General features: G+C 71.0%; 15 protein-coding genes and 1 tRNA gene. 10 read left to right on the top strand and 6 right to left on the bottom strand.

All coding sequences use genetic code 11. From position 1 onward, the window contains the following. The first annotated feature begins 62 nt into the window (after positions 1–62). The 3 genes from ACR68M_RS14930 to purM all read left to right on the top strand — a co-directional run bounded on the left by ACR68M_RS14930 (position 63) and on the right by purM (position 3,923). Positions 63–884 (top strand): diacylglycerol kinase, encoded by an 822-nt coding sequence (locus tag ACR68M_RS14930; protein WP_441250973.1) that lies wholly within the window; start codon positions 63–65, stop codon positions 882–884. 208 nt (positions 885–1,092) lie between these two features. After that, on the top strand, positions 1,093–2,670 hold the full coding sequence (purF, locus tag ACR68M_RS14925) for an amidophosphoribosyltransferase (RefSeq protein ID WP_441250972.1): 1,578 nt from the start codon (positions 1,093–1,095) through the stop codon (positions 2,668–2,670). Between the two features lie 164 nt (positions 2,671–2,834). Then, positions 2,835–3,923, top strand: a complete 1,089-nt coding sequence (gene purM, locus ACR68M_RS14920; protein ID WP_441250971.1) for a phosphoribosylformylglycinamidine cyclo-ligase — start codon at positions 2,835–2,837, stop codon at positions 3,921–3,923. Positions 3,924–4,055: 132 nt separating this feature from the next. Here the strand turns inward: purM and ACR68M_RS14915 are convergent, their stop codons facing one another. Then, complete coding sequence (locus ACR68M_RS14915) at positions 4,056–4,307, bottom strand: DUF3073 domain-containing protein (RefSeq protein WP_441250970.1); 252 nt, start codon at positions 4,305–4,307, stop codon at positions 4,056–4,058. Positions 4,308–4,707: 400 nt separating this feature from the next. Then, complete coding sequence (locus ACR68M_RS14910) at positions 4,708–5,868, bottom strand: Glu/Leu/Phe/Val dehydrogenase dimerization domain-containing protein (protein WP_441250969.1); 1,161 nt, start codon at positions 5,866–5,868, stop codon at positions 4,708–4,710. 152 nt (positions 5,869–6,020) lie between these two features. Here ACR68M_RS14910 and ACR68M_RS14905 point away from each other — a divergent pair, with 152 nt between their 5' ends. Further along, positions 6,021–6,914: a hypothetical protein gene (locus ACR68M_RS14905; RefSeq protein ID WP_441250968.1), complete on the top strand. Its 894-nt coding sequence runs from the start codon at positions 6,021–6,023 to the stop codon at positions 6,912–6,914. A gap of 501 nt (positions 6,915–7,415) precedes the next feature. Beyond that, complete coding sequence (bldC, locus tag ACR68M_RS14900; RefSeq protein ID WP_104817559.1) at positions 7,416–7,622, top strand: developmental transcriptional regulator BldC; 207 nt, start codon at positions 7,416–7,418, stop codon at positions 7,620–7,622. A gap of 315 nt (positions 7,623–7,937) precedes the next feature. Here bldC and ACR68M_RS14895 read toward each other — a convergent pair. Further along, positions 7,938–8,011: transfer RNA gene (locus ACR68M_RS14895), tRNA-Asp, on the bottom strand. A 103-nt stretch (positions 8,012–8,114) separates the two neighbouring features. After that, complete coding sequence (gene hrpA / locus ACR68M_RS14890) at positions 8,115–12,080, bottom strand: ATP-dependent RNA helicase HrpA (protein WP_441250967.1); 3,966 nt, start codon at positions 12,078–12,080, stop codon at positions 8,115–8,117. Between the two features lie 123 nt (positions 12,081–12,203). Between hrpA and ACR68M_RS14885 the strand changes: the two genes are divergently transcribed. The 4 genes from ACR68M_RS14885 (at position 12,204) to ACR68M_RS14870 (ending at position 15,406) form a co-directional block, all read left to right on the top strand. Continuing rightward, positions 12,204–13,040 (top strand): class I SAM-dependent methyltransferase, encoded by an 837-nt coding sequence (locus ACR68M_RS14885; RefSeq protein ID WP_441250966.1) that lies wholly within the window; start codon positions 12,204–12,206, stop codon positions 13,038–13,040. Between the two features lie 63 nt (positions 13,041–13,103). Then, the gene (locus ACR68M_RS14880) at positions 13,104–13,448 is read left to right on the top strand and encodes a WXG100 family type VII secretion target (RefSeq protein WP_441250965.1); all 345 of its coding nucleotides are present in this window, start codon (positions 13,104–13,106) and stop codon (positions 13,446–13,448) included. A gap of 63 nt (positions 13,449–13,511) precedes the next feature. Continuing rightward, positions 13,512–14,654, top strand: coding sequence for a hypothetical protein (locus ACR68M_RS14875; protein WP_441250964.1), 1,143 nt, complete (start codon positions 13,512–13,514; stop codon positions 14,652–14,654). A gap of 101 nt (positions 14,655–14,755) precedes the next feature. Then, a complete protein-coding gene (locus ACR68M_RS14870; protein WP_441250963.1) occupies positions 14,756–15,406 on the top strand; it encodes a hypothetical protein in 651 nt (216 codons plus the stop codon). 68 nt (positions 15,407–15,474) lie between these two features. Here the strand turns inward: ACR68M_RS14870 and ACR68M_RS14865 are convergent, their stop codons facing one another. Together ACR68M_RS14865 and ACR68M_RS14860 are read right to left on the bottom strand one after the other, a co-directional pair. Next, positions 15,475–15,849 (bottom strand): DUF5955 family protein, encoded by a 375-nt coding sequence (locus tag ACR68M_RS14865; protein ID WP_441250962.1) that lies wholly within the window; start codon positions 15,847–15,849, stop codon positions 15,475–15,477. Positions 15,850–15,883: 34 nt separating this feature from the next. After that, positions 15,884–17,917 carry a hypothetical protein gene (locus ACR68M_RS14860; RefSeq protein ID WP_441250961.1) on the bottom strand — a complete coding sequence of 678 codons (2,034 nt, stop codon included), beginning with the start codon at positions 17,915–17,917 and terminating at the stop codon, positions 15,884–15,886. A 287-nt stretch (positions 17,918–18,204) separates the two neighbouring features. On the opposite strand from ACR68M_RS14860, the gene ACR68M_RS14855 reads away from it, so the two are divergent. Further along, positions 18,205–21,003, top strand: a complete 2,799-nt coding sequence (locus ACR68M_RS14855) for a PKD domain-containing protein (RefSeq protein ID WP_441250960.1) — start codon at positions 18,205–18,207, stop codon at positions 21,001–21,003.

Genomic DNA, 21,003 nt, shown 5'->3' with positions numbered 1-21,003 from the left:
GCCCCTGGCGCAATAGCGCAAGGGGCTCTTGCACCGAGAGATTACCTGAGGAAGGACCGGTCGTGTCGTCCCTGTCCACGCCCGAATCCCGTGCCGTTTCTCCAGGTGGGCCGGACCCGCTGCTCGTGCTGCTGGACCCGGCGGCCCGGCAGGCCGATGGCGAGTCGGTGCGGATCGCCAGGGACGTGCTCTGCGGAGGCGCCGACTGCAAGGTCGCGCTGCCCGAGAGCGTGTCCGAACTCGACCGCCTGCTTGCGCACCGGGGCCGCCGCCGACCGGTCGTGATCGGATCCGATCTGGCGCTGCAACGCGTGCTGCAAGCCCTGCACCGGCAGCGGGAACTGGGTGCGGACGCCGTCGGCGTCGTCCCGATCGGGCGGCCCGGCGCCGTCGGGGTGGCGCGGGGGCTGGGGGTGCCGGGCGAGCCGGTGGCGGCGGCCCGCGCGGTGATCCAGGGCAGCTCGCGCAAGCTCGACCTGCTGGTGGACGACGGCGGCGGGGTGGTGCTCGGCGGGGTCCGCATCCAGCCGTACCGGCTGGGCCGTCGGAGTGCACTGCGTTCGCTATGGGCGAAATTGGCTGCGGCCGACCGAGGGAGCCCGCACGGGAGCGCCGCCCAGCTCCGGGTGGAGGCCGACGGCCGCCTGCTGGCCGACCTCCACCAGCCCGTCCGGCTGCTCCAGGTGAACCTGCCCCCCGACGGCGGGGTGATGGAGCTGGTGCTCCGCCGCGCGGGCGCCGCCCACCGGGTCCGCGCCGCGAGCCTCACCGTCGCGGGCCGGGGCTTCGGCTACGAGGCCGACGGCCACCCGCTCGGCCCCGTCCGCACCCGCACCTGGACGGTCCACGCGGGCGCCTGGGAGCTGATGCTGCCGGCCGGGTGAGCAGCATCACTCCGCCACCCGCCCCGGGCCCGCCCGCCGGGCCCCCGACCGGCCCGCAGGGCGCGCGTGCCAAGGCCGCCCGAATTGCCGCCGCCGAAATGACGGCCCCGGTAAGGGGTTATGTCTACGCGCGTTGCTATTGGAACGGCCAATATCCGGGGGCTCCCCTGTTCGGGAAGGCGTGCGTAACTGCCCTAGACTCGAAGGCGTGCCTCGTGGTGACGGAAGACTCAACCACGACCTTCTTCCCGGTGAGAAAGGCCCCCAGGACGCTTGCGGCGTCTTCGGTGTCTGGGCTCCCGGCGAGGAGGTCGCAAAGCTCTCGTACTTCGGCCTCTATGCCCTGCAGCACCGCGGACAGGAATCCGCGGGCATCGCAGTGAGCAATGGCTCCCAGATTCTCGTCTACAAGGACATGGGACTTGTCTCCCAGGTCTTCGACGAAGCGGCTCTGGGGTCCTTGCACGGGCATATCGCCGTCGGACATGCCCGCTACTCGACAACCGGCTCGTCGGTCTGGGAGAACGCCCAGCCGACCTTCCGGGCGACGGTTCACGGTTCGCTGGCCCTCGGGCACAACGGGAACCTCGTGAACACCGCCGAGCTGGCGGCCATGGTCGCCGAGCTGCCCGGCGAGGAGCACGTATCGCGCTCCGGCCGTGCCGCGGTGACCAACGACACCGATCTGGTGACCGCCCTCCTTGCCGGGCACCCCGAGCTCTCCATCGAGGAGACCGCTCAGCTGGTGCTGCCCAAGGTGAAGGGCGCCTTCTCGCTCGTCTTCATGGACGAGCACACCCTCTACGCCGCCCGTGACCCGCAGGGCATCCGCCCGCTGGTGCTCGGCCGGCTGGAGCGCGGCTGGGTGGTCGCCTCCGAGACGGCGGCGCTCGACATCTGCGGCGCCTCCTTCATCCGCGAGGTCGAGCCCGGCGAGCTCATCGCCATCGACGAGAACGGCATGCGGACCTCCCGCTTCGCCGAGGCGAAGCCCAAGGGCTGCGTCTTCGAGTACGTCTACCTGGCCCGCCCCGACACCTCCATCGCCGGCCGCAACGTGCACCTCTCCCGCGTGGAGATGGGCCGCAAGCTGGCCGCCGAGGCGCCCGTCGAGGCCGACCTGGTGATAGCGACGCCCGAATCCGGCACCCCCGCCGCGATCGGGTACGCCGAGGCGAGCGGCATCCCGTACGGCTCCGGCCTGGTGAAGAACGCCTATGTGGGCCGCACCTTCATCCAGCCCAGCCAGACCATCCGCCAGCTCGGCATCCGCCTCAAGCTCAACCCGCTCAAGGAGGTCATCCGGGGCAAGCGCCTGGTGGTCGTGGACGACTCGATCGTCCGTGGCAACACCCAGCGCGCGCTCGTCCGGATGCTCCGCGAGGCCGGCGCCGCCGAGGTGCACATCCGGATCTCCTCCCCGCCGGTCAAGTGGCCCTGCTTCTTCGGCATCGACTTCGCCACCCGCGCGGAGCTGATCGCCAACGGCATGTCCGTCGAGGAGATCGGCCGCACGCTCGGCGCGGACTCGCTCGCGTACATCTCGCTCGACGCCATGATCGAGGCCACCGCGCAGCCGAAGGACAAGCTCTGCCGGGCCTGCTTCGACGGTGAGTACCCGATGGAGCTGCCCGACCCGGCACTCCTCGGCAAGCTCCTGCTGGAGGCCGAGATCGCGGGCGGCCAGCAGAAGCCGGCGGTTCGCGGCAAGCCGACGAGCGACCTGGACGGAGTCCAGTCGCTGCTCGGCGGGCACGGAGCAGCTGACGCCCTGCGGCGTCCGTAACGAAGGCAACGCACCAGCCATGCACCACCAGGGGCGCGGGGAACTGCGTGACCAGGCACCCACCGAGGTGCACGGTTGCGCATGTGGTTCCCCGCGCTCCTGTTCTGGTTTCTGAGAGTGCACACGGTTTTCCCACCCCCACTGACCCGAAAGGGCCACCGCTAGTGACCAGCAACGAGAGCCGCGGCGCCACCTACGCCGCCGCAGGTGTCGACATCGAGGCAGGCGACCGCGCCGTCGAGCTGATGAAGGAGTGGGTCAAGAAGGCCAACCGCCCCGAGGTCGTGGGCGGCCTGGGCGGTTTCGCCGGGCTCTTCGACGCCTCCGCCTTCAAGCGCTACGAGCGCCCGCTGCTGGCCACCGCCACCGACGGGGTCGGCACCAAGGTGGCGATCGCCCAGGCGATGGACAAGCACGACACGATCGGCCACGACCTGGTCGGCATGGTCGTCGACGACCTGGTGGTCTGCGGCGCCGAGCCGCTCTTCATGACCGACTACATCTGCGTCGGCAAGGTCGTCCCCGAGCGGGTCGCCGCGATCGTCAAGGGCATCGCCGAGGGCTGCGCGCTGGCCGGCTGCGCCCTGGTCGGCGGCGAGACGGCCGAGCACCCGGGCCTGCTCGGGCCGGACGACTACGACGTCGCGGGCGCGGGCACCGGCGTGGTGGAGGCCGACGCGCTGCTGGGCGCCGAGCGCGTCCGGGCCGGTGACGTGGTCATCGCGATGGCCGCCTCGGGTCTGCACTCCAACGGGTACTCGCTGGTGCGCCACGTGCTGCTGAACCAGGCCAAGTGGTCGCTGGACCGCAAGGTCGAGGAGTTCGGCCGCACCCTCGGCGAGGAGCTGCTGGAGCCGACCCGGATCTACTCGCTGGACTGCCTGGCGCTCACCCGCGCCACCGAGATCCACGCCTTCTCGCACGTCACCGGCGGTGGCCTGGCGGCCAACCTGGCCCGCGTCATCCCGGTCGGCCTGCACGCCCGCCTGGACCGCGGCACCTGGAGCCCGCTGCCGGTCTTCCAGACCGTCGCCAAGGTCGGCAGCATGCAGACCCTGGAGATCGAGAAGACCCTCAACATGGGCGTCGGCATGGTCGCCGTCGTCCCGCCGGAGTCGGTCGACACCGTGCTGGCGATCCTGGAGGACCGGGACGTCGAGGCCTGGCTGCTGGGCGACATCGTCGACCGCACCGACGAGCACGACGGCGGCGCGGCGCTCTACAACGCGTACGACGGCTTCGAGCTGGCCTGACCCCGTGCCGGAGGGGCCCCGGGTGGGCCCCTCCGCACAGCGGCAACCCCAGCCGCACCCATTGCGACCTGCGGGAACGCCGAAGACCGGCTCGGCGCTCCGGGGGAGTGCCGAGCCGGTCTTGTCAGGCTCTTACGCGCGCCGACGGGATGGGCTGCTGCCCGCGTCCGCCTCCGCGTCGTCGTCCTCGTCGTTGTAGTAGTCCGCATACGCAGCGTAGGGATCGTCTTCCTCTACCTCTTCGATCGGTGCTGGCTTGATCGGAGTGGTAGAGGGCGATACGCCCAGCTCGCTGGACAGACGGCTGGCGTCGAAGCCGCCGCCGTTGTACTTCAGCTCGCGGGCGACCTTCGTCTGCTTGGCCTTGGCCCGGCCGCGCCCCATGGGTCGACCCCCTCAACGATGGGGCTCACGGCCCCGAGTCTGACACGTGTTCATGATCAGGAGCGGCCTGCCCGAAGTGGGAGAGCCGTCCCTTGGAGCATTAACGGTACCTGTTTCCGCCGCCGAACGGTACGTCGCCGGTGTGACGTGGCGCGCACTGCCACCCCTCGAAACCAGGTCGTTCCAGGTCACGAGAGGATTTCTGGGCTTTCGCAGGCTGCTCACAGCCTGCCATGGTCCGTCGTTCCGGGACCGATTATCCCCCGAGCGGGGGCCCTGCATAGCCCGTTCGGGCTACAAAGTGAGAATCCGGTTCCACATCGTGATCCGGGATCGCACTCGGCGCCGAGGTCTGCGAGGGGGGCGGCCGGTGTGCCGCCGACCCCCCTCGCAGGGGGGCTCAGCTCTTGCGGGCGGCCGGCAGCAGGATCGTGCGCAGAGCGCTGATCTCGCGCATCCGGCGCTCGGCCAGGCGGTCGGCCGCCACGGCCGGCGGCACGCCGTCGCTGACGGCGCGGGTGAAGATCTCCAGGGTGGTGTCGAAGATCTTCGTGGCCTTGTTCTTCGCGCGCTCGAAGTTGAAGCCCTCGATCTCGTCCGCGACCTGGATCACGCCGCCGGAGTTCACCAGGTAGTCCGGGGCGTAGAGGATGCCGCGGTCGGCGAGGTCCTTCTCGACGCCCGGGTGGGCCAGCTGGTTGTTGGCCGCGCCGCAGACCACCGAGGTGCCGGCCGCGCCGAGCGCGCCGACGGTGTGGTCGTCGAGCGCGCCGCCGAGGGCGCAGGGGGCGTAGACGTCCAGCTTCGCCGCCAGCAGGGCGGCGGTGTCCGCGACCACCTCGACGTCCGGGTGGGCGGCCCGGACGCGGTTCACGGCCGCCTCGGAGACGTCCGTGATCACGACCGTGGCACCGTCGGCGACCAGGTGGCCGACGAGGTAGTGGCCGACCTTGCCGACGCCCGAGACGCCGACCCGCTTGCCGCGCAGCGTCGGCTGGCCCCAGCGGGCCTGGGCGGAGGCCCGCATGCCCTGGAACACGCCGAAGGCGGTGAGGATGGAGGAGTCACCCGCGCCGCCGTTCTCGGGGGAGCGGCCGGTCACGAACTCGGTCTCGCGCGCGATGACGTCCATGTCCTGGACGTAGGTGCCCACGTCGCAGGCGGTGATGTAGCGGCCGCGCAGCGACTGCACGAAGCGGCCGTAGGCGCGGAGCATCGCCTCGTTCTTGTCGCGGTTCGGGTCGCCGATGATGACGGCCTTGCCGCCACCGAGGTCGAGACCGGCGAGGGCGTTCTTGTAGCTCATGCCGCGGGAGAGCCGCAGCGCGTCCTCGAGGGCCTCCTCCTCGGAGACGTAGTCGAAGAAGCGGGTGCCGCCGAGGGCCGGGCCCAGCGCGGTCGAGTGGATGGCGATGATCGCCTTCAGGCCCGAGGCCCGGTCGTGGCAGAGCACGACCTGCTCGTGCCCGTCGCCCGGGACGCCGTCCTGCTCGGTACGGAAGATCCTGCTCAGCACGCCGGGTGCGGGGTGCGAAGCGGACACGGTCTGTACGTCGGTCACTGTGGTGACTCCAGTATTCGAGGCCCACTGCTGTGGTGTGGGCGCCTGAGGGCAGCCTAGCTCCGGGCAGGGCGCGGATTCTGCCCCTCCCGGGAGAACGAGCGAACGCCCCCCGACGGCACTCTCCCGGGCGCCGGGCAGGGCGTGCGACGATGCCGTACGTGACCGTCGTGCGCACTTCGGTGCTCCCGCCCTACACCGCCCACCTGCGGGTCTACGAGCCCTTGGCGGCCTACTCCGAGCCGGAGCGGGCCCGCTGGCAGGCGTACGCCGCCGAGCGCGGCCCGGACGCCGACGGGCCTGGCCAGGCGGTTTCGGCCGCTGCCCTGGAGGAGCAGCGGGCGGCGCTCGCCGAGCTGCTCGCCCGGACGCCCCGGGCGCTGCCCGAGCGGGAGAGCGGCCGGGCCTTCGTCCGGGTGGTCGACGGCGTGACGTACGTCTGCCCGTGGTCGACCCGGCTGCGGAGCTGGCAGGCGCTGGAGGAGCTGACCACGGCCCTGCCGGTGGCGCTGCTGGACACCGTGCTGCCGCCCGCCGCGCGGGCTGCGGCGGAGGCGGACCGGGAGCGCTGGCAGGCGGACCACCCGGACGCCCGGCCGTGGATCCTGACCAGCCGCTGGGAGGTGCCGGTGCGCTGGTGCCTGCCGTTCGGCGCGGAGGACCGCTGTTACGTCCCGCCCGGCCCCGAGGGGAGCCGGCAGTCGGCCGCCCTCTTCTACCTGACGCCGATGTCGCAGGCCCGGCGGCGGATCGCGCGCAGCTACCGGGTGCTGCGGGACAGGCTGCCGCTCGGGCCGCTGGTGCGGGAGGTGGAGCAGATCGGCCGGTGGCTGGAGGAGTTCCACCCGAGGTCGCTGGTGGAGCTGGACTACGGCGGGCTGGTGCACCTGCTGGGGGCGGAGCGGCTGGCGGCGGAGGATTCGGTGGCCGAGCTGGAGGGCGCGGTCGGCGCGCTGCGGGCGGGTGACGGGGCCGAGGCGGCGCGGGCGTACCGGGTGGTCACCGAGCGCTGGCGGCAGGTCCTCGCGCGGCGGAATGCCAGCTGACGAGGGCTCAAGGCGCCTGTCAGTGCGGGGGGTGAGGATGGTCGGGACCTTCGGCCCCGTGCCGGGGACCAAGGTCCTGGTTCGGGTCAATACCCCTCGAACGTGACACTACTCACCGTTGACGCGTACTTACCCCTATGTGTAAAAATGGGACAACCAGCCCAAGTTCACTCAAGTGTGTCCACTTTTGGGTGGATCTGACGGTGGTGCGTACTTTGCGGGGAAACGAAGGGTCTGGTCCACCCATAACCGATTGTCATCCTGCGGTGACTGTCCGCTATGGGGTGGTCCATGGCCATCCGTCGCTCTTGGGCCCGTGAGGGGTCAATTTTGACGGTTTGGCCGATGGGGCTGGACGGATGGTGTAGTTGTAGACACCAGGACAAGCCGTTCGTCCTATTACCGACTCGGTCTGCGTATGTCATTTCGGGCATCGCGGGCCAAGGTGCAGAATTTGAAGGATAGAACCGCTCTGGTTCGGTTCTCCCGAGGAGGCCGCTCATGACCGCTCGTACCCCTGATGCTGAGCCCCTGCTGACACCGGCAGAGGTCGCCACCATGTTCCGCGTCGACCCGAAGACGGTCACGCGTTGGGCAAAGGCCGGCAAGCTCACGTCGATCCGCACTCTCGGCGGACACCGCCGTTATCGCGAGGCGGAGGTGCGCGCCCTGCTGGCCGGGATTCCGGCTCAGCGTACCGAAGGCTGAGAGAGCCGCTGAAGCATTCCAGAAGGGGCCGCACTCCCTGACTCCGCCGGGTCAGGGGTGCGGCCCCTTCGGCGTGTCCGGTGCCGGAATCAATGGCTCCAATTGTTCCGGAAGTGGGAGGGGGGAATGAAGAGGAAAGCCAGTACAATTTTATATATTAAATTACGCCCACTGCGGGGGGCGTCCGGGCTGCCCGGCCTCAAGAAAAGATAAGTGACGAGCGCCACAGGGGCTCCGGCTTGACGCACCCTCAGCCGACGCTCCGACAAACGCAAGAGGCCCGGAACCTTGCGGCTCCGGGCCTCTCACCTACTGCGATCCTGACGGGACTTGAACCCGCGACCTCCACCTTGACAGGGTGGCGAGCTAACCAACTGCTCCACAGGACCAGATCTTTGTCTCATTCGCGCTGCTCTCGCTTGCGAACAAGACAGATCGTACTGCATCCGGGGCCTCGGAGTCGAACCGGCTCCGGCGCGGCCCCGGAGCACGTCAGGAGGCTGCCGCAGCGGCCTCCATCGCCTTGAGGATGCGCTTCTCCGAGACCGGGGTCGGCGTGCCCAGGCCCTGGGCGAAGAAGCTCACCCGCAGCTCCTCGATCATCCAGCGGATCTGCCGCACCGCCGCCGAGGGCTCCTGACCGGGCGGCAGCGAGGCCAGCAGCTCGCCGTACGCCTGCTGGACCTGCTGGACCTTCTGCAGGTGCAGCAGGTCGCGCTGGGGGTGGTTCGGCAGTGCCTCCAGGCGGCGGTCGACGGCGAGCAGATAGCGCTTCAGGTCCGGCAGCCGCTGCCAGCCGGTGTCGGTGACGAAGCCTCGGTGGATCAGCGAGGCCAGGTGCAGCCGGACGTCGTTGACGGCGGTCAGCAGCACCGGGCTGCTGACCGACTTCAGCCGGGTCGAGGCCTTCTGGAAGGCGATCAGGGCGCTCGCCGTCTTCAGGGTGGTGTCCGCCGACAGTTCGTACAGGTCGGCCCGCACCTTGTCGTACAGCAGGGTGAAGGCGCTCTCGTCCCAGGCCGGGCCGCCGTGCAGCGTCATCAGCCGGTCGGTCGCGGCCGACACGATGTCCTCGAACAGCGCGGGGACGGAGCCGTGCGGGTTGTAGGAGAGGGCGAGCTTGGCCTGGTTTCCCAGCCGGCCCTGGATCGACTTGGCGGGCGAGTTGGTGCCGAGCACCAGCAGCCGCCGGGTGCCGGCCCACATCGCCCGCGCCTGCTCCTCCGGGGTGTCGAAGAGCCGGACGGCCACCGACTCCGCCTCGTCCACCAGCGCCGGGTACGCGCGCAGCGAGTGCCCGCGCGAGCGCTGCTCGAAGGTGCGCTGGAGCACCGGCAGGCCGGCCGGCCAGGCGGTCAGGCCCTGCTGCTCGATGCCCTGGCCGGAGGCGGCCGAGGAGAGCGTCTCCTTCAGCTTGGGCTTCAGCTGGAGCCGGAGGTCCTCCAGGTCCTTGGACTCGGCCAGCTTGCGCTTGCCGTCCACCACCCGGAAGGTCACCCGCAGGTGGTCCGGCACCCGCTCGTCGTCCCAGGCCTCCGGTGGGATGCTGATCGCCGTCATCCGCTTGAGGATGTGCTCCAGTGTCGGCAGGAGAGGCTCCTGACGGTCCTTCACCTGGCGCAGCGCGGCGGCGGCGAAGTCGGGGGCCGGGACGAAGTTGCGGCGGATCGCCTTCGGCAGCGAGCGGATGTACGCCGTCACCAGATCGGCCCGCAGCCCCGGGATCTGCCAGTCGAAGCCCTCGGGGGTGACCTGGTTGAGCACCGGCAGCGGGATGTGGACGGTCACGCCGTCCGCGTCGCTGCCCGGCTCGAACTGGTACGTCAGCTTGAAGCGCAGCTTGCCCTGCTGCCAGTAGTCCGGGTAGTCGGCCTCCGTGACGCCGTCGGCGACGTCGTTCATCAGCATCGACTTCTCGAAGTTCAGCAGGTCCGGCTGTTCGTGCCGCTCCTTCTTCCACCAGGAGTCGAAGTGCCGGGTGGAGACGATCTCCTCCGGCAGCCGGCTGTCGTAGAAGTCGAAGAGCGTCTGGTCGTCCACCATCAGGTCGCGGCGGCGGGCCCGGTTCTCCAGCTCCTCCACCTCGGAGAGCAGCTTGCGGTTCTCCGCGAAGAACTTGTGGTGCGTCTCCCAGTCGCCTTCCACCAGCGCGTTGCGGATGAACAGCTCGCGGCAGAGCTCCGGGTCGATCCGGCCGAAGTTGACCTTGCGCTGGGCGACGACCGGCATCCCGTACAGGGTCACCTTCTCGTACGCCAGCACCGCGCCGGCCTTCTTCTCCCAGTGCGGCTCGCTGTAGCTCTTCTTGATCAGGTGCCCGGCGAGCGGCTCGACCCACTCCGGCTCGATCTTGGCGTTGATCCGCGCCCAGAGGCGCGAGGTCTCCACCAGCTCCGCCGACATCACCCAGCGCGGCGGCTTCTTGAACAGCCCCGAGCCCGGGAAGACCGCGAAGCGGGCGCCGCGCGCACCGCCGTACTCGCGCTTCTCCACGTCGTACAGGCCCAGGTGCGAGAGCAGCCCGGCGAGCAGCGACTGGTGGATCCGGTCGCTGTCCGGCTCGGCGTCCGGGTGCGGCTCCTCGACTGTCACGCCGAGCTGCTTCGCGACCGTGCGCAGCTGGTGGTAGATGTCCTGCCACTCGCGTATCCGCAGGTAGTTCAGGTAGTCGGACTTGCACATCCGGCGGAAGGCCGAGGAGGAGAGCTCCTGCTGCTGCTCCTTCACGTACCGCCACATCGCCAGGTAGGCCATGAAGTCGGAGGTCTCGGAGTTGAAGCGGCGGTGCCGGTCGTCGGCGGCCTGGCGCTTCTCGGCCGGGCGCTCACGCGGGTCCTGGATGGAGAGCGCGGCGGCGATCACCATGACGTCGCGGACGCAGCCGTTCTTGTCGGCCTCGATGACCATCCGGGCCATCCGGGGGTCGACCGGCAGCTGGGCCAGCTGGCGGCCGAGCGGGGTGAGGCGCTTGCGGAGGTCCTTCTCGGCCGGGTCGAGGGCGCCCAGCTCGTGCAGGAGGTTGACGCCGTCCTTGATGTTGCGCGAGTCCGGCGGGTCGAGGAAGGGGAAGGCGGCGATGTCGCCGAGCCCGGCGGCCGTCATCTGGAGGATGACGGAGGCCAGGTTGGTCCGCAGGATCTCCGGGTCGGTGAACTCGGGGCGGGAGAGGAAGTCCTCCTCCGAGTACAGCCGGATGCAGATGCCGTCCGAGGTGCGGCCGCAGCGGCCCTTGCGCTGGTTGGCGCTGGCCTGGCTGACCGCCTCGATCGGCAGGCGCTGCACCTTGGTGCGGTGGCTGTAGCGGGAGATCCGCGCGGTGCCCGGGTCGATCACGTACTTGATGCCCGGGACGGTGAGGGAGGTCTCCGCGACGTTGGTCGCCAGCACGATCCGGCGGCTGTTCGAGCGCTGGAAGACCCGGTGCTGCTCGGCCGAGCTGAGCCGGGCGTAGAGCGGCAGGATCTCGGTGAACTTCAGCTTGAGCTTGTCCAGCGCGTCGGCGGTGTCGCGGATCTCCCGCTCGCCGGAGAGGAAGACCAGGATGTCGCCCGGCCCCTCGGCCTGGAGCTCCTGGGCGGCCTCGCAGATCGCCTGCACCTGGTCGCGGTCCCGGTCGACCTCCTCGGTCTCGTCGCCGTCCTCGACGAGGGGCCGGTAGCGGACCTCGACCGGGTAGGTGCGGCCGGAGACCTCGATGATCGGGGCGTCATGGAAGTGCTTGGCGAAGCGCTCCGGGTCGATCGTCGCCGAGGTGATGACGACCTTGAGATCGGGGCGGCGGGGCAGCAGCTGCTTGACGTACCCGAGGATGAAGTCGATGTTGAGGCTGCGCTCGTGCGCCTCGTCGATGATCAGGGTGTCGTACTGGCGCAGCTCGCGGTCGGTCTGGATCTCGGCCAGCAGGATGCCGTCCGTCATCAGCTTGACCAGCGTGTCCGGGCCGACCTGGTCGGTGAAGCGGACCTTCCAGCCGACGGCCTCGCCGAGCGGGGTCCTCAGCTCCTCGGCGACGCGGTCGGCGACCGTGCGGGCCGCGATCCGGCGGGGCTGGGTGTGGCCGATCAGGCCCTGGACCCCTCGGCCGAGCTCCAGACAGATCTTCGGGATCTGCGTCGTCTTGCCGGAGCCGGTCTCGCCCGCGACGATCACCACCTGGTGGTCGCGGATCGCGGCCAGGATGTCGTCCTTCTTCTGGCTGACCGGCAGCTCCGCCGGGTACCGGATCTCCGGCACGGCGGCCCGGCGCTGCTCCACCCGCAGCTCGGCCCGGTCGATGTCGGCCGACAGCTCTCGGGCGATCTTCGCCTGCGCCCCGGGCCCCCGGACCCGCCGCGCGCCGTCCAACCGCCGCCCGATCCGCTGCTGGTCGCGCAGCATCAGGCCGGGCAGACGCGCGGCCAGCCCCCCGACGGTGGGTGCATCGGCGGGCTGGACTTCGGGAGAACTCACTGCGGACATCCCTCTAGGTTCGCAAGGAGGCACGGGCAGGCGCACCTCGGTTTTCGAGCCCCTCCAGTGTCACAGACCGCCCGCCGGTCGGGATCGGCCGGTTGTTACGGTGCGTCGCGGGGTGTCTCAGGGGTGCCCAGGACCGAGGGGGACTTCATCGTGGGTGAGTTCGACGAGCACGAGCGGCGGCTGTGGGCGGGCCGGGCCCAGGCCTACCGGCAGAGCTTCGCGGAGCTGTGCGCGCACACCGTGCCGGCGTTGCTGGACGCCGCGCGGGTCGGCCCGGGGGTGCGGGTGCTGGATGTCGGGACGGGCCCGGGGACGGCGGCCGTGGCGGCGGCCGGGCTTGGTGCGGTGGTGACGGCGGTGGACGCCGACCCCGGGATGGCCGCGCTGGCCGCCGCCGCGCTGCCCGGGGCGGACGTCCGGGTGGCCCTGCTGCCGGAGCTGCCGTTCGCGGACGGGGCGTACGACGCCGTGGTGGGCAACTTCGTGGTCAACCACGTCGGGCGCCCGGCCGCCGCGCTCGCGGAGCTGCGCCGGGTGGCGCGGCCCGGCGGGTGGCTGGCGGCGACGATCTGGGCGGACGAGGGGAACGGCTCGATGGAACTGTTCGGCCGGGCGCTGGCGGCGGAGGTGCAGTGGCCGGTGCTGCCGCGAGTGCCGGCCGAGCTGAACTTCGAGCGGACGGCGGCGGGCTTCGGGGCGCTGGCGGCCGGGGCGGGGTGGGCCGGGGCCGGGTGCCGGGAGATCCGGCTGGTGCACCGCGTGGATCCGGAGCTGTGGTGGGCCGGGGTGGCGGCCGGGGTGGCCAATCTCGGGCTGGTGGTGACGAGCCAGCCGGCCGGGGTGATCGCGGCGGTCAAGCGGGAGTACGACCGGCTGGCGGGGGAGTGCGTGGAGGCCGACGGGCTGCTGTCCGTGCCCGGTCTGGCACTGCTCGCGTACGGCAGGTCTCCTCAGGGGTGAGAGGGTCCGCTAGCCTTTTGACTGATTATCAGCCAGTTCTTACGGGGGAATGGGGGAACAGCCATGGGCTTCCTGAGCACGCTCGAAGGCATCGGCAAGGGGATCGTCCACGGCGTCGAGGACGTCGTCCTGGTGCCGAGCGAGGTGGCCCACTGGGCGCTCGGCAAGATGTTCGGGAACTCCGACGCCGAGCTGGAGAAGCTCGCCGCCGAGCTGGACGCGATGGGCAAGCAGGTCGAGCAGCTGTCCCAGGAGATCAACTCCGCCCTCTCGCACCTCACCTGGCACGGCCCGGCCTCCGACGCGTTCGTCGGGCACGCGCAGGGGCGGGTCCGCGAGCTGGCCGGGGTCTCCGACGAGCTGCACGGGCTGAGCAAGGCCGTCACACAGCTCGCGCACGTCTACTGAGCTTCCGACGAGCTCCCGACAAGCTTCCGACCGCTATGACGACGACCACGGGGAGAGAGCCGTATGGCTGGTGACCAGTTCGGTTATCAGATGGGCGAGTTGGCCAAGATCCAGCAGGACTGGCAGCGCCTCAACCAGCAGATGTCCGACATGACCGAGAAGATGGGCCAGATCGAGGCGGTGATCGCGAAGGCGGCCACCACCGACCTGTTCGCCGGCATCCCCTCGGGCCTGCTCGGCTTCGGCATCATCGCGAACCGGGTGACCAAGGACGTCGCCGAGATCCGCGCCCGCGCGGAGGCGCTCAAGAGCACCAAGGAGCAGCTCGCCAAGGAGCTGGGCGAGGACGCCGAGAAGCTCAAGGGCGTCGCCAAGGAGTACGAGGAGATCGAGCGCAAGATCCTCGAAGACCTGAAGAAGCAGAAGGAGCAGCAGCCCCCGCCCTCTCCCAAGCCCCCGGCGCCGGGTGACGGCGGTGGCGGTGGCGGTGGCGGTGGCGGTTCGAAGGGCGGCGGTGGCGGCGGCTCCCAGGGTGGCCACGGCGGCGGCCACGGTGGCGGCAGTGGTGGCGGCGGTGGTGGCGGGACCAGCGGTGGCGGCGGCTCCGGCTCCGGCACCGGCGACGCGGGCGGCCCCGGCGGCAAGTTCGACGGCCCGAACCTGAAGGACCACAGCACCGGCAACTGGGACACCCACCTCACCGTCGGCCACAGCTGGGACGCGTGGAGCGATCACGCGCACCCCACCAACGGCCACGGCGACGGCGTGAAGGACCAGCCGAAGCTCGACGGCCTCGACCCCGAGCGCAAGGCGATCGTCGAACGCGGGCTGGAGCGCGCCGAGCACAAGCTCGGCTACAGCCAGGGCGCGATCACCAACGGCTACCGGGTCGACTGCTCGGGCCTGGTCTCGGCGGCCTGGGGCATCCCGCCGGGCTCGTCCGGCGGCCTGAACACCTGGGACCTGGAGAGCTCGTCGGTCTCGCACCACATCAGCAAGGACGAGCTCAAGCCCGGCGACGCGCTGGTCTGCAACACGCCCAAGCACGAGCACGTGGTGCTCTTCGGCGGCTGGGCCAACGCCGAGCACACCCGCTTCATCTGCATCGAGGACAGCGGCAGCCACGGCTGCGTCTCGCACGAGCTGGACTACCCGTACCCGGGCACCGGCCCGTACAAGCCGATCCGCAAGAACGGCGTCGAGTAGCGCTCCCGCCTACCGGCCGTCGCCCGTGAGCGGCGGTCGGTAGGCTGTCCGACCGTCAGTCGAGGAACCGCGCAAGCGCCACCATGGGGGGACCAACCACCTTGTCATCACGTCGAGTTCTCTGCGCCGCCGCCGGGCTCGCGGCCGCCGCCCTGGCCCTCACCGGCTGCGGCCCCAAGGCTTCGGGCACGACCGGCCAGGCCGCCTCGCAGGCTGCTCCGCAGACCGCGACGGCCCCGGCCACCGCACCGGCCGCCTCCGACCCGGCCGCAGGCAGCACCGCCACCCCCGGTGCCGACGCGGCGACCGGCACCCCGGCCGCCGGCACCCCGGGCACCGGAGCGTCCAACCCGGCCGTGTCCTCCACCGCCCCGATCAAGCCGGGCGCCCCCACCTGCAAGCCGGACAAGCCCGTCGCCGCCGGTCACAAGGTGGTCGTCGCCTCCAAGCACGCCACCCTGACCAAGCTCATCGCCCAGGACGGCGTCTTCGACTGCACCAGCCCGGCCCCCGACTACGGCTACTGGCCGAAGGGCCCCGAGAAGACGTACACCATCGCCGCCAACGCCAAGGCGGAGCTGGCCGGGCCGGAGCACAACCAGACCGTCACCCTCGCCAAGCTGATCGACCACATCGGCAAGTGCCTGGACGGCGACTCGGACACCCCGAGCTGCGCCTCCGGCAAGACGTACGACATCGCCCTGGACGCCTCCGGCAGGGTCACCGGCCTCACCGAGCTCTACAGCCCCTGACCTTCGGGGCGCAGCTCAGGGCAGCTCCGGGGGTACGCCCCCCGGAGCTGCCCTGCGGTCAGAACCGGTCAGAACCAGGGCGCCGCAGCCTGGCGGAGCCGGTCGACCGCCTCGGCCAGCCCGGCGACGGAGCCGAGTGCCCCGGCGACCGCGAACACCGAGCGCCGGATGCGGCCCGGCTCCCGCTCGGGCTCGGCCAGGCCGTCGAGCTCGGCCTCCGCCACCTCGGCGGCGAACTCCGGTACGGCCTCCGGCTCGGCGGCCCGCAGCGAGCGCAACTCCGCCCGCAGTGCCTCCACCGCCGCCAGCAGCTGGTCGGCGGCCTGCGCCGGCTCGGCCGAAGGCCCGGCGGTGAACACCGCACTGGCGTGGCTGCCGCTCTGCACGATGCCTGTCACCGACCCGGCGATGTGGATGCCGCCGGTGTCGTTCTCCTCCGACATACCATCCCCTCCTCAATTGGCCTTCAACTGGCCGTCAGTTTCCCTGAGTTCCTATCCTGGCCTGCGGGGTCGCGACCTGCTGGTAGCTCGCCCTGGCGTTGGCGCCGCTCTGGACGACCCCGTTGACGTTCCCGTTGACCTGGATGCCGTTGTTCACGACGGTCGTCAGGTGGGCCTCGTACGCGTCGGTGCGGTAGCCGTGCTCCCGCAGGAAGCCGCGCACAGCCGTGAGCGTGCGGGTCTCGATGCTCTGCAGGAAGCGGTGCGCGTCCATCTCCTGGAAGAGCTGGTGGTACTCCGACTCGGCCCCCAACTCCCGTGCCGAGCAGCGCGGTCCGTGGTCGACGGGCTGGTCCTTGCGGCACATCCAGTCGTACCAGCTCCGCGCCCGCGCCGTCCGGACGGCCGTCCGTACCGCGACGTACAGATCGGGCAGCGCGGAGCTCGCGAGCGGGACGGTCGCGAGCAGCGAGCGGCCCGCCAGGGCGATCCAGTCGCCGACGCCCGTCGGCGGCCGGACGAGGTCGATCGCGTGGTACGCGCGGTCGATCGGCGGCAGCAGGAAGGCTCGGTTCTCCAGGAAGAGCAGGCCGCCCTGCACCTGCACCCTGGTGAAGACGGTGAGCACCACCTCGCCGTTCCAGCTCTCCACCCGGGCGGCCAGGTAGTGCCGCAGCTGCTCCTCGGCGGCGAGGTCGAGGCTGTCCGCCCACCAGCTCGACGGCGGCGGCGACCCGGCCGGGAGGCCGAACAGCTGGGCCGCCAACGGCTTGGCGAACGGCTCCAGTTGGGCGAACGCACTGGCCGGCCCGCTGCCGCTCCAGTCGGTGGACGGCCCGACCCGCATGCCGCGCTTGAACACGTAGTCGTCGACCCGGATGCCGTGCAGCCGGTCCCCCGGGTAGGCCGGGCCCGGCCCGACGGCGCCCAGCCGGAGCAGTTCGGTGCGGATGTGCGCGTGCAGCTCCGCCGTGGTGAACCCGGTCGGCGGCTTCGGCCGCTTGGCGAGCGGGCCGCCGCTGCCGCCGCTGCCCGCGCCGCCGCTGCCCGCGCCGCCGCTGCCCGCGCCGCCGCTGCCCGCGCCGCCGCTGCCCGCGCCGCCGCTGCCCGCGCCGTCGCCGTCCGGGCCGGCCAGCGGCACCAGCTCGACCGGGAACGACCAGTGGTCGACCTCCACCCCCGCGCCGACGAACGGTGCGAAGTCGCTGTAGACGACGTCCGGGTCGCTCTGCTGCGCCCGCAGTTCCCGGTAGCGCTCGCCGTGGGCGCCGTCGCCGTCGGCCGCGACCGGGGCGCTGCCGGTGGCGAGCCTGTGCAGGATGTGCAGGCGGCGGTAGCGGTCGTACCCGGCCACGGCGGCCCAGCCCGCGAGGGTGAGCAGCACGGCGAGCGGGGTGCTGTTGAAGGTGGTGACGTCGTTGCAGCTGTAGGCGCCGTACCCGCCGTCGGGGGCGGTCGCGTAGTGGCAGTCGGGCTGGCTGCTGAGGAAGCCCTCACCCCAGAGGCCGACCAGGTAGGAGCCGTTGATGACGACGATCCAGCCGATGCCGGCCAGCCAGACCAGCGAGGACGCCCGCCGCACCCACACTGCGGCCACCCGGTCGCTGAGTCGCGCCGCGAACCGCTCCAGCAGCCGGGTCAGCCGCCGGGTGAGGAAAAGGTAGAAGCGGACGTACAGCACCACGGCGAGCGGCGCGATCGCACCCGTCCGGTCGACCGGGATGAACAGGAAGGGGATCACCAGCATCACGAGCGCCCGGATGACGGCCCAACGCCGGTTTGCGAAACACTCCTTGAGGATCGCGACCAGGTCGACGCCGAAGGAGGGCGGCGGGATGCGGTGCGGGTTCTCCGCCAGCTCCTCGACGACCGCATCCCGGTAGGCCGGGTTGAGGTGCGCGGCGGCCCGCAGGTAGGCGGTCGCGTCGCCGCGGCGGGTGCCGGTCTGCGAGCGGATGAGGTCCTGGAGCGCCCCGTACGGGACGCCTGCCGGAGCCGGCGGTCCGGCGGGGGCCGTCGGCGGCTTCTCCGGGCGTGGCCCCGGTACCGGGGCGGGGTCTGAGGTCATCGGGTGGGGGCCGCTCTCCGTCGTGGGGGCAGGCGGTTCGTACTGCTCCGCCTCTCTGGCAGTGAGCAGTTTTGCGCAAGCCGGCCCCCCGCGACGGTGTTTTCCGGGGACCGGCCGACCGGTTGACGACCACTCCCGCCCGCCCTGTATCGGATGTCACTCGGGTATCGCGAAGATTCGCTCGAATCCGAGGTGACACCGCAGCCGGGCATGACGAATGATGGCTCCCGTCCGTCGCGGCCCACCTGGCTCGACGCGGACCGAAGAACTCATCAGGGGGGTCCATCGTGCGCCTGCGGAATCTCGCCGGCCTCGCCTCCGCCACCAGCGTCGTCCTGGGAGTCGGGCTTCCGATACCCAGCCACGCCGTGGCGGACTCGTCGACGATCTACGTCGACAACAGCACCGCCGCCCACTGCGCCGACACCGGCGCGAGCGCGGGCACCCAGCAGCAGCCGTACTGCACCGTCCAGGCCGCCGCCGACGCAGCCCAGCCGGGCCAGACGGTGAAGGTGGCGCCCGGCCAGTACGACGAGCAGGTCACGCTCACCCACTCCGGGAGCGAGGGCAAGCCGATCACCTTTCTCGGCGGCGTCCTGCGTACGCTGCCGAGGCCGGTGATCGGCCTCGGCATCAACGGAACGGGGCAGAAGGACCGGGGCTTCGTGCTCAACGGCGTGCACGACGTTCGGATCTCCGGGTTCACCGTCGTCGGGAATCAGGAGGCTTTCCTGCTCACCGACGCCGCCCGGGTGTCGGTGGACGGCAACTATGCGTGGGGCGGCTACGGCACGGCGGTAGCTCCGGCCACCGTCCACCTGACCGGCAGCACGACGGCGACCACCGTCGCCCGCAACATCCTGTTCGGTGGTAAGAGCTCGATCGTGGTCGACGCCGGGGTCTCCGGAGCGGTGGTGAGCGGCAACGCGATCGACAACCGGTCAGGCGGTGGCGTCCAGATCACTGACGCCCCGGGCACGGTGGTGACGGGCAACACCGCCAGTACCCTCTGCGCCCCGGCGGTCGCCCTGCTGGGCGACTCCTCGAAGGCGGTGGTGGAGAACAACATCCTCGCCACTTCTCAGGAGCTCCTGTACAGCTACGTCAAGTGCGACCACGCCGCCGACGGAGTGAAGCTGCTGGTCTCCACGCCGTCCGCAGTCGGCTCGGTTGCCAAGTACAACCTGCTCAACCCGCTCTCCGGCCAGCCCTCGTACAGCTGGGCCGACAAGACGTACGCCACCTCGGCCGACTTCACGACGGCTGTCCCCGGCCAGGGTGCCCACGACCTCACCGCCGACCCGGTGTTCGAGTACACCACGGGTCTCACGCTGCGGTCCGGCTCCCCGGCGGTCGACTCCGCCGACGCGAGCGCGCCCGGTGAGAGCGCGACGGACATTCTCGGCTTGCACCGCATCCAGGTCCCGCACGTCACCAACGGTGAGCCGGGCTACTACGACCGTGGCGCGTACGAGGTGACCACCTCGAACGACCCACCCAAGCTCACCGTCTCCCAGTACAGCGTGCCGGTCGGGACGGCCCTCACCTTCACTCCCGCCTGGAGTGGCTGGTCGCCGGTGGTCTCGTACAGCTACGACTTCGGTGACGGGACTGCCCCACTGGTCACCACGGACCGGTCGGCGCAGCAGCACGCCTACGCCACCCCCGGGTCGTACAAGATCACCGTCACGGCCACGCTCCAGAACGGCGACACCACCGAGCCTGGCACCGGCTGGGCGAAGGCCAACCCGGCGGGGGACCTCATCCCGGCGATGAGCGTGTCCCCGGGGAACGGTCCGCTGACCTACCAGGTGAGCGACACCGGCACCACCACGTCGTGGGCGGTTGCCTCGCGCAGCTACGACTTCGGTGACGGCAGCGGCCCGCAGGGCAGCGACACCCACCAGTACAGCCACCAGGGTGACTACACCGTCACGATGAAGGTGACCGACACCGGCGGCCGGACGGCGAGCACCTCTCAGGTGGCGCACGTCGCCTACCAGCCGGGCGCCTTCCACGCGGAGACCCCGACCCGCCTCCTCGACACCCGCCAGCACACGGGCGGGCGGACGACGCTCGGGCCGGGCGAGTCGCTGACCGTGTCGGTGCCCGGCGGGATCTGCGGCAACCCAACGGCGGTGGTGCTCAACGTGACCGCCGTCAACAAGACCAACGGAGGCTACCTGACGGTCTACCCGGCCGGCGCGGACCGTCCGACGACGTCCAACGTGAACTTCACGGCCGGGCAGGTGGTGCCGAACCTGGTCACCGTCCCGGTGGGCAAGGACGGTCAGGTCGCGATCTTCAACCACAGCGGCAGCACGGACGTGGTCGTCGACATGTTCGGCCACTACGGCACGGGCGTCTGCACGGGTGACCGCTTCACCGCGCAGGCACCCGTCCGGCTGCTCGACACCCGTACCGCCGGGCAGAGCCCGATCCGTGCGGGATACGCGAGCTCGGTGCAGATCCGTGGGGTACACGGCGTGCCGGCGGATGCGACGGCGGCGGTGCTGAACGTCACCGCGACGCGGGGCACGGTGGGCGGTTACTTCTCGCTGTACCCCGAGTACATGAACCCGACGGGTACGAGCAACCTGAACTTCGGGCCGGGGCAGACGGTGGCGAACCAGGTCGTGGTGCCGATCGGTGCCGACGGCAAGGTGCAGCTGAGCAACTTCGCGGGCAGTGCGGACGCGGTGGTGGACCTCTTCGGGTACTACAGCCCGAAGGGTGAGAGCCTCTTCCGTCCGACGACTCCCACCCGTCTGGTGGACACGCGTGACCCGGGCAAGGGTGCGTTGGGTGCCGGTGCGAGTCTCGCCGTGGCCTCCGGCGCTCCGGCGGGGGCGACGGGTGCGGTGCTGAACGTGACCGCGACCGCGCCGACCACGGCCGGGTACCTGACGGCCTGGGCCGACGGTTCGGCGAAGCCGGGGACGAGCAACCTGAACTTCACGGCCGGGCAGACGGTGCCCAACCACGTGACCACCCCGCTGGGTGGGAACGGGAAGTTCGACGTCTACAACTTCAACGGCAGCACCCAGGTCGTCGCCGACCTCTTCGGCTACTTCGTCAAGGGCTGA

The organism is Kitasatospora sp. McL0602 (genome assembly GCF_052076145.1).
In the GTDB taxonomy this organism is placed as follows: domain Bacteria; phylum Actinomycetota; class Actinomycetes; order Streptomycetales; family Streptomycetaceae; genus Kitasatospora.
Note: the sequence above shows the minus strand (reverse complement) of the source record. Positions and strands in the feature narration are given on the sequence as shown.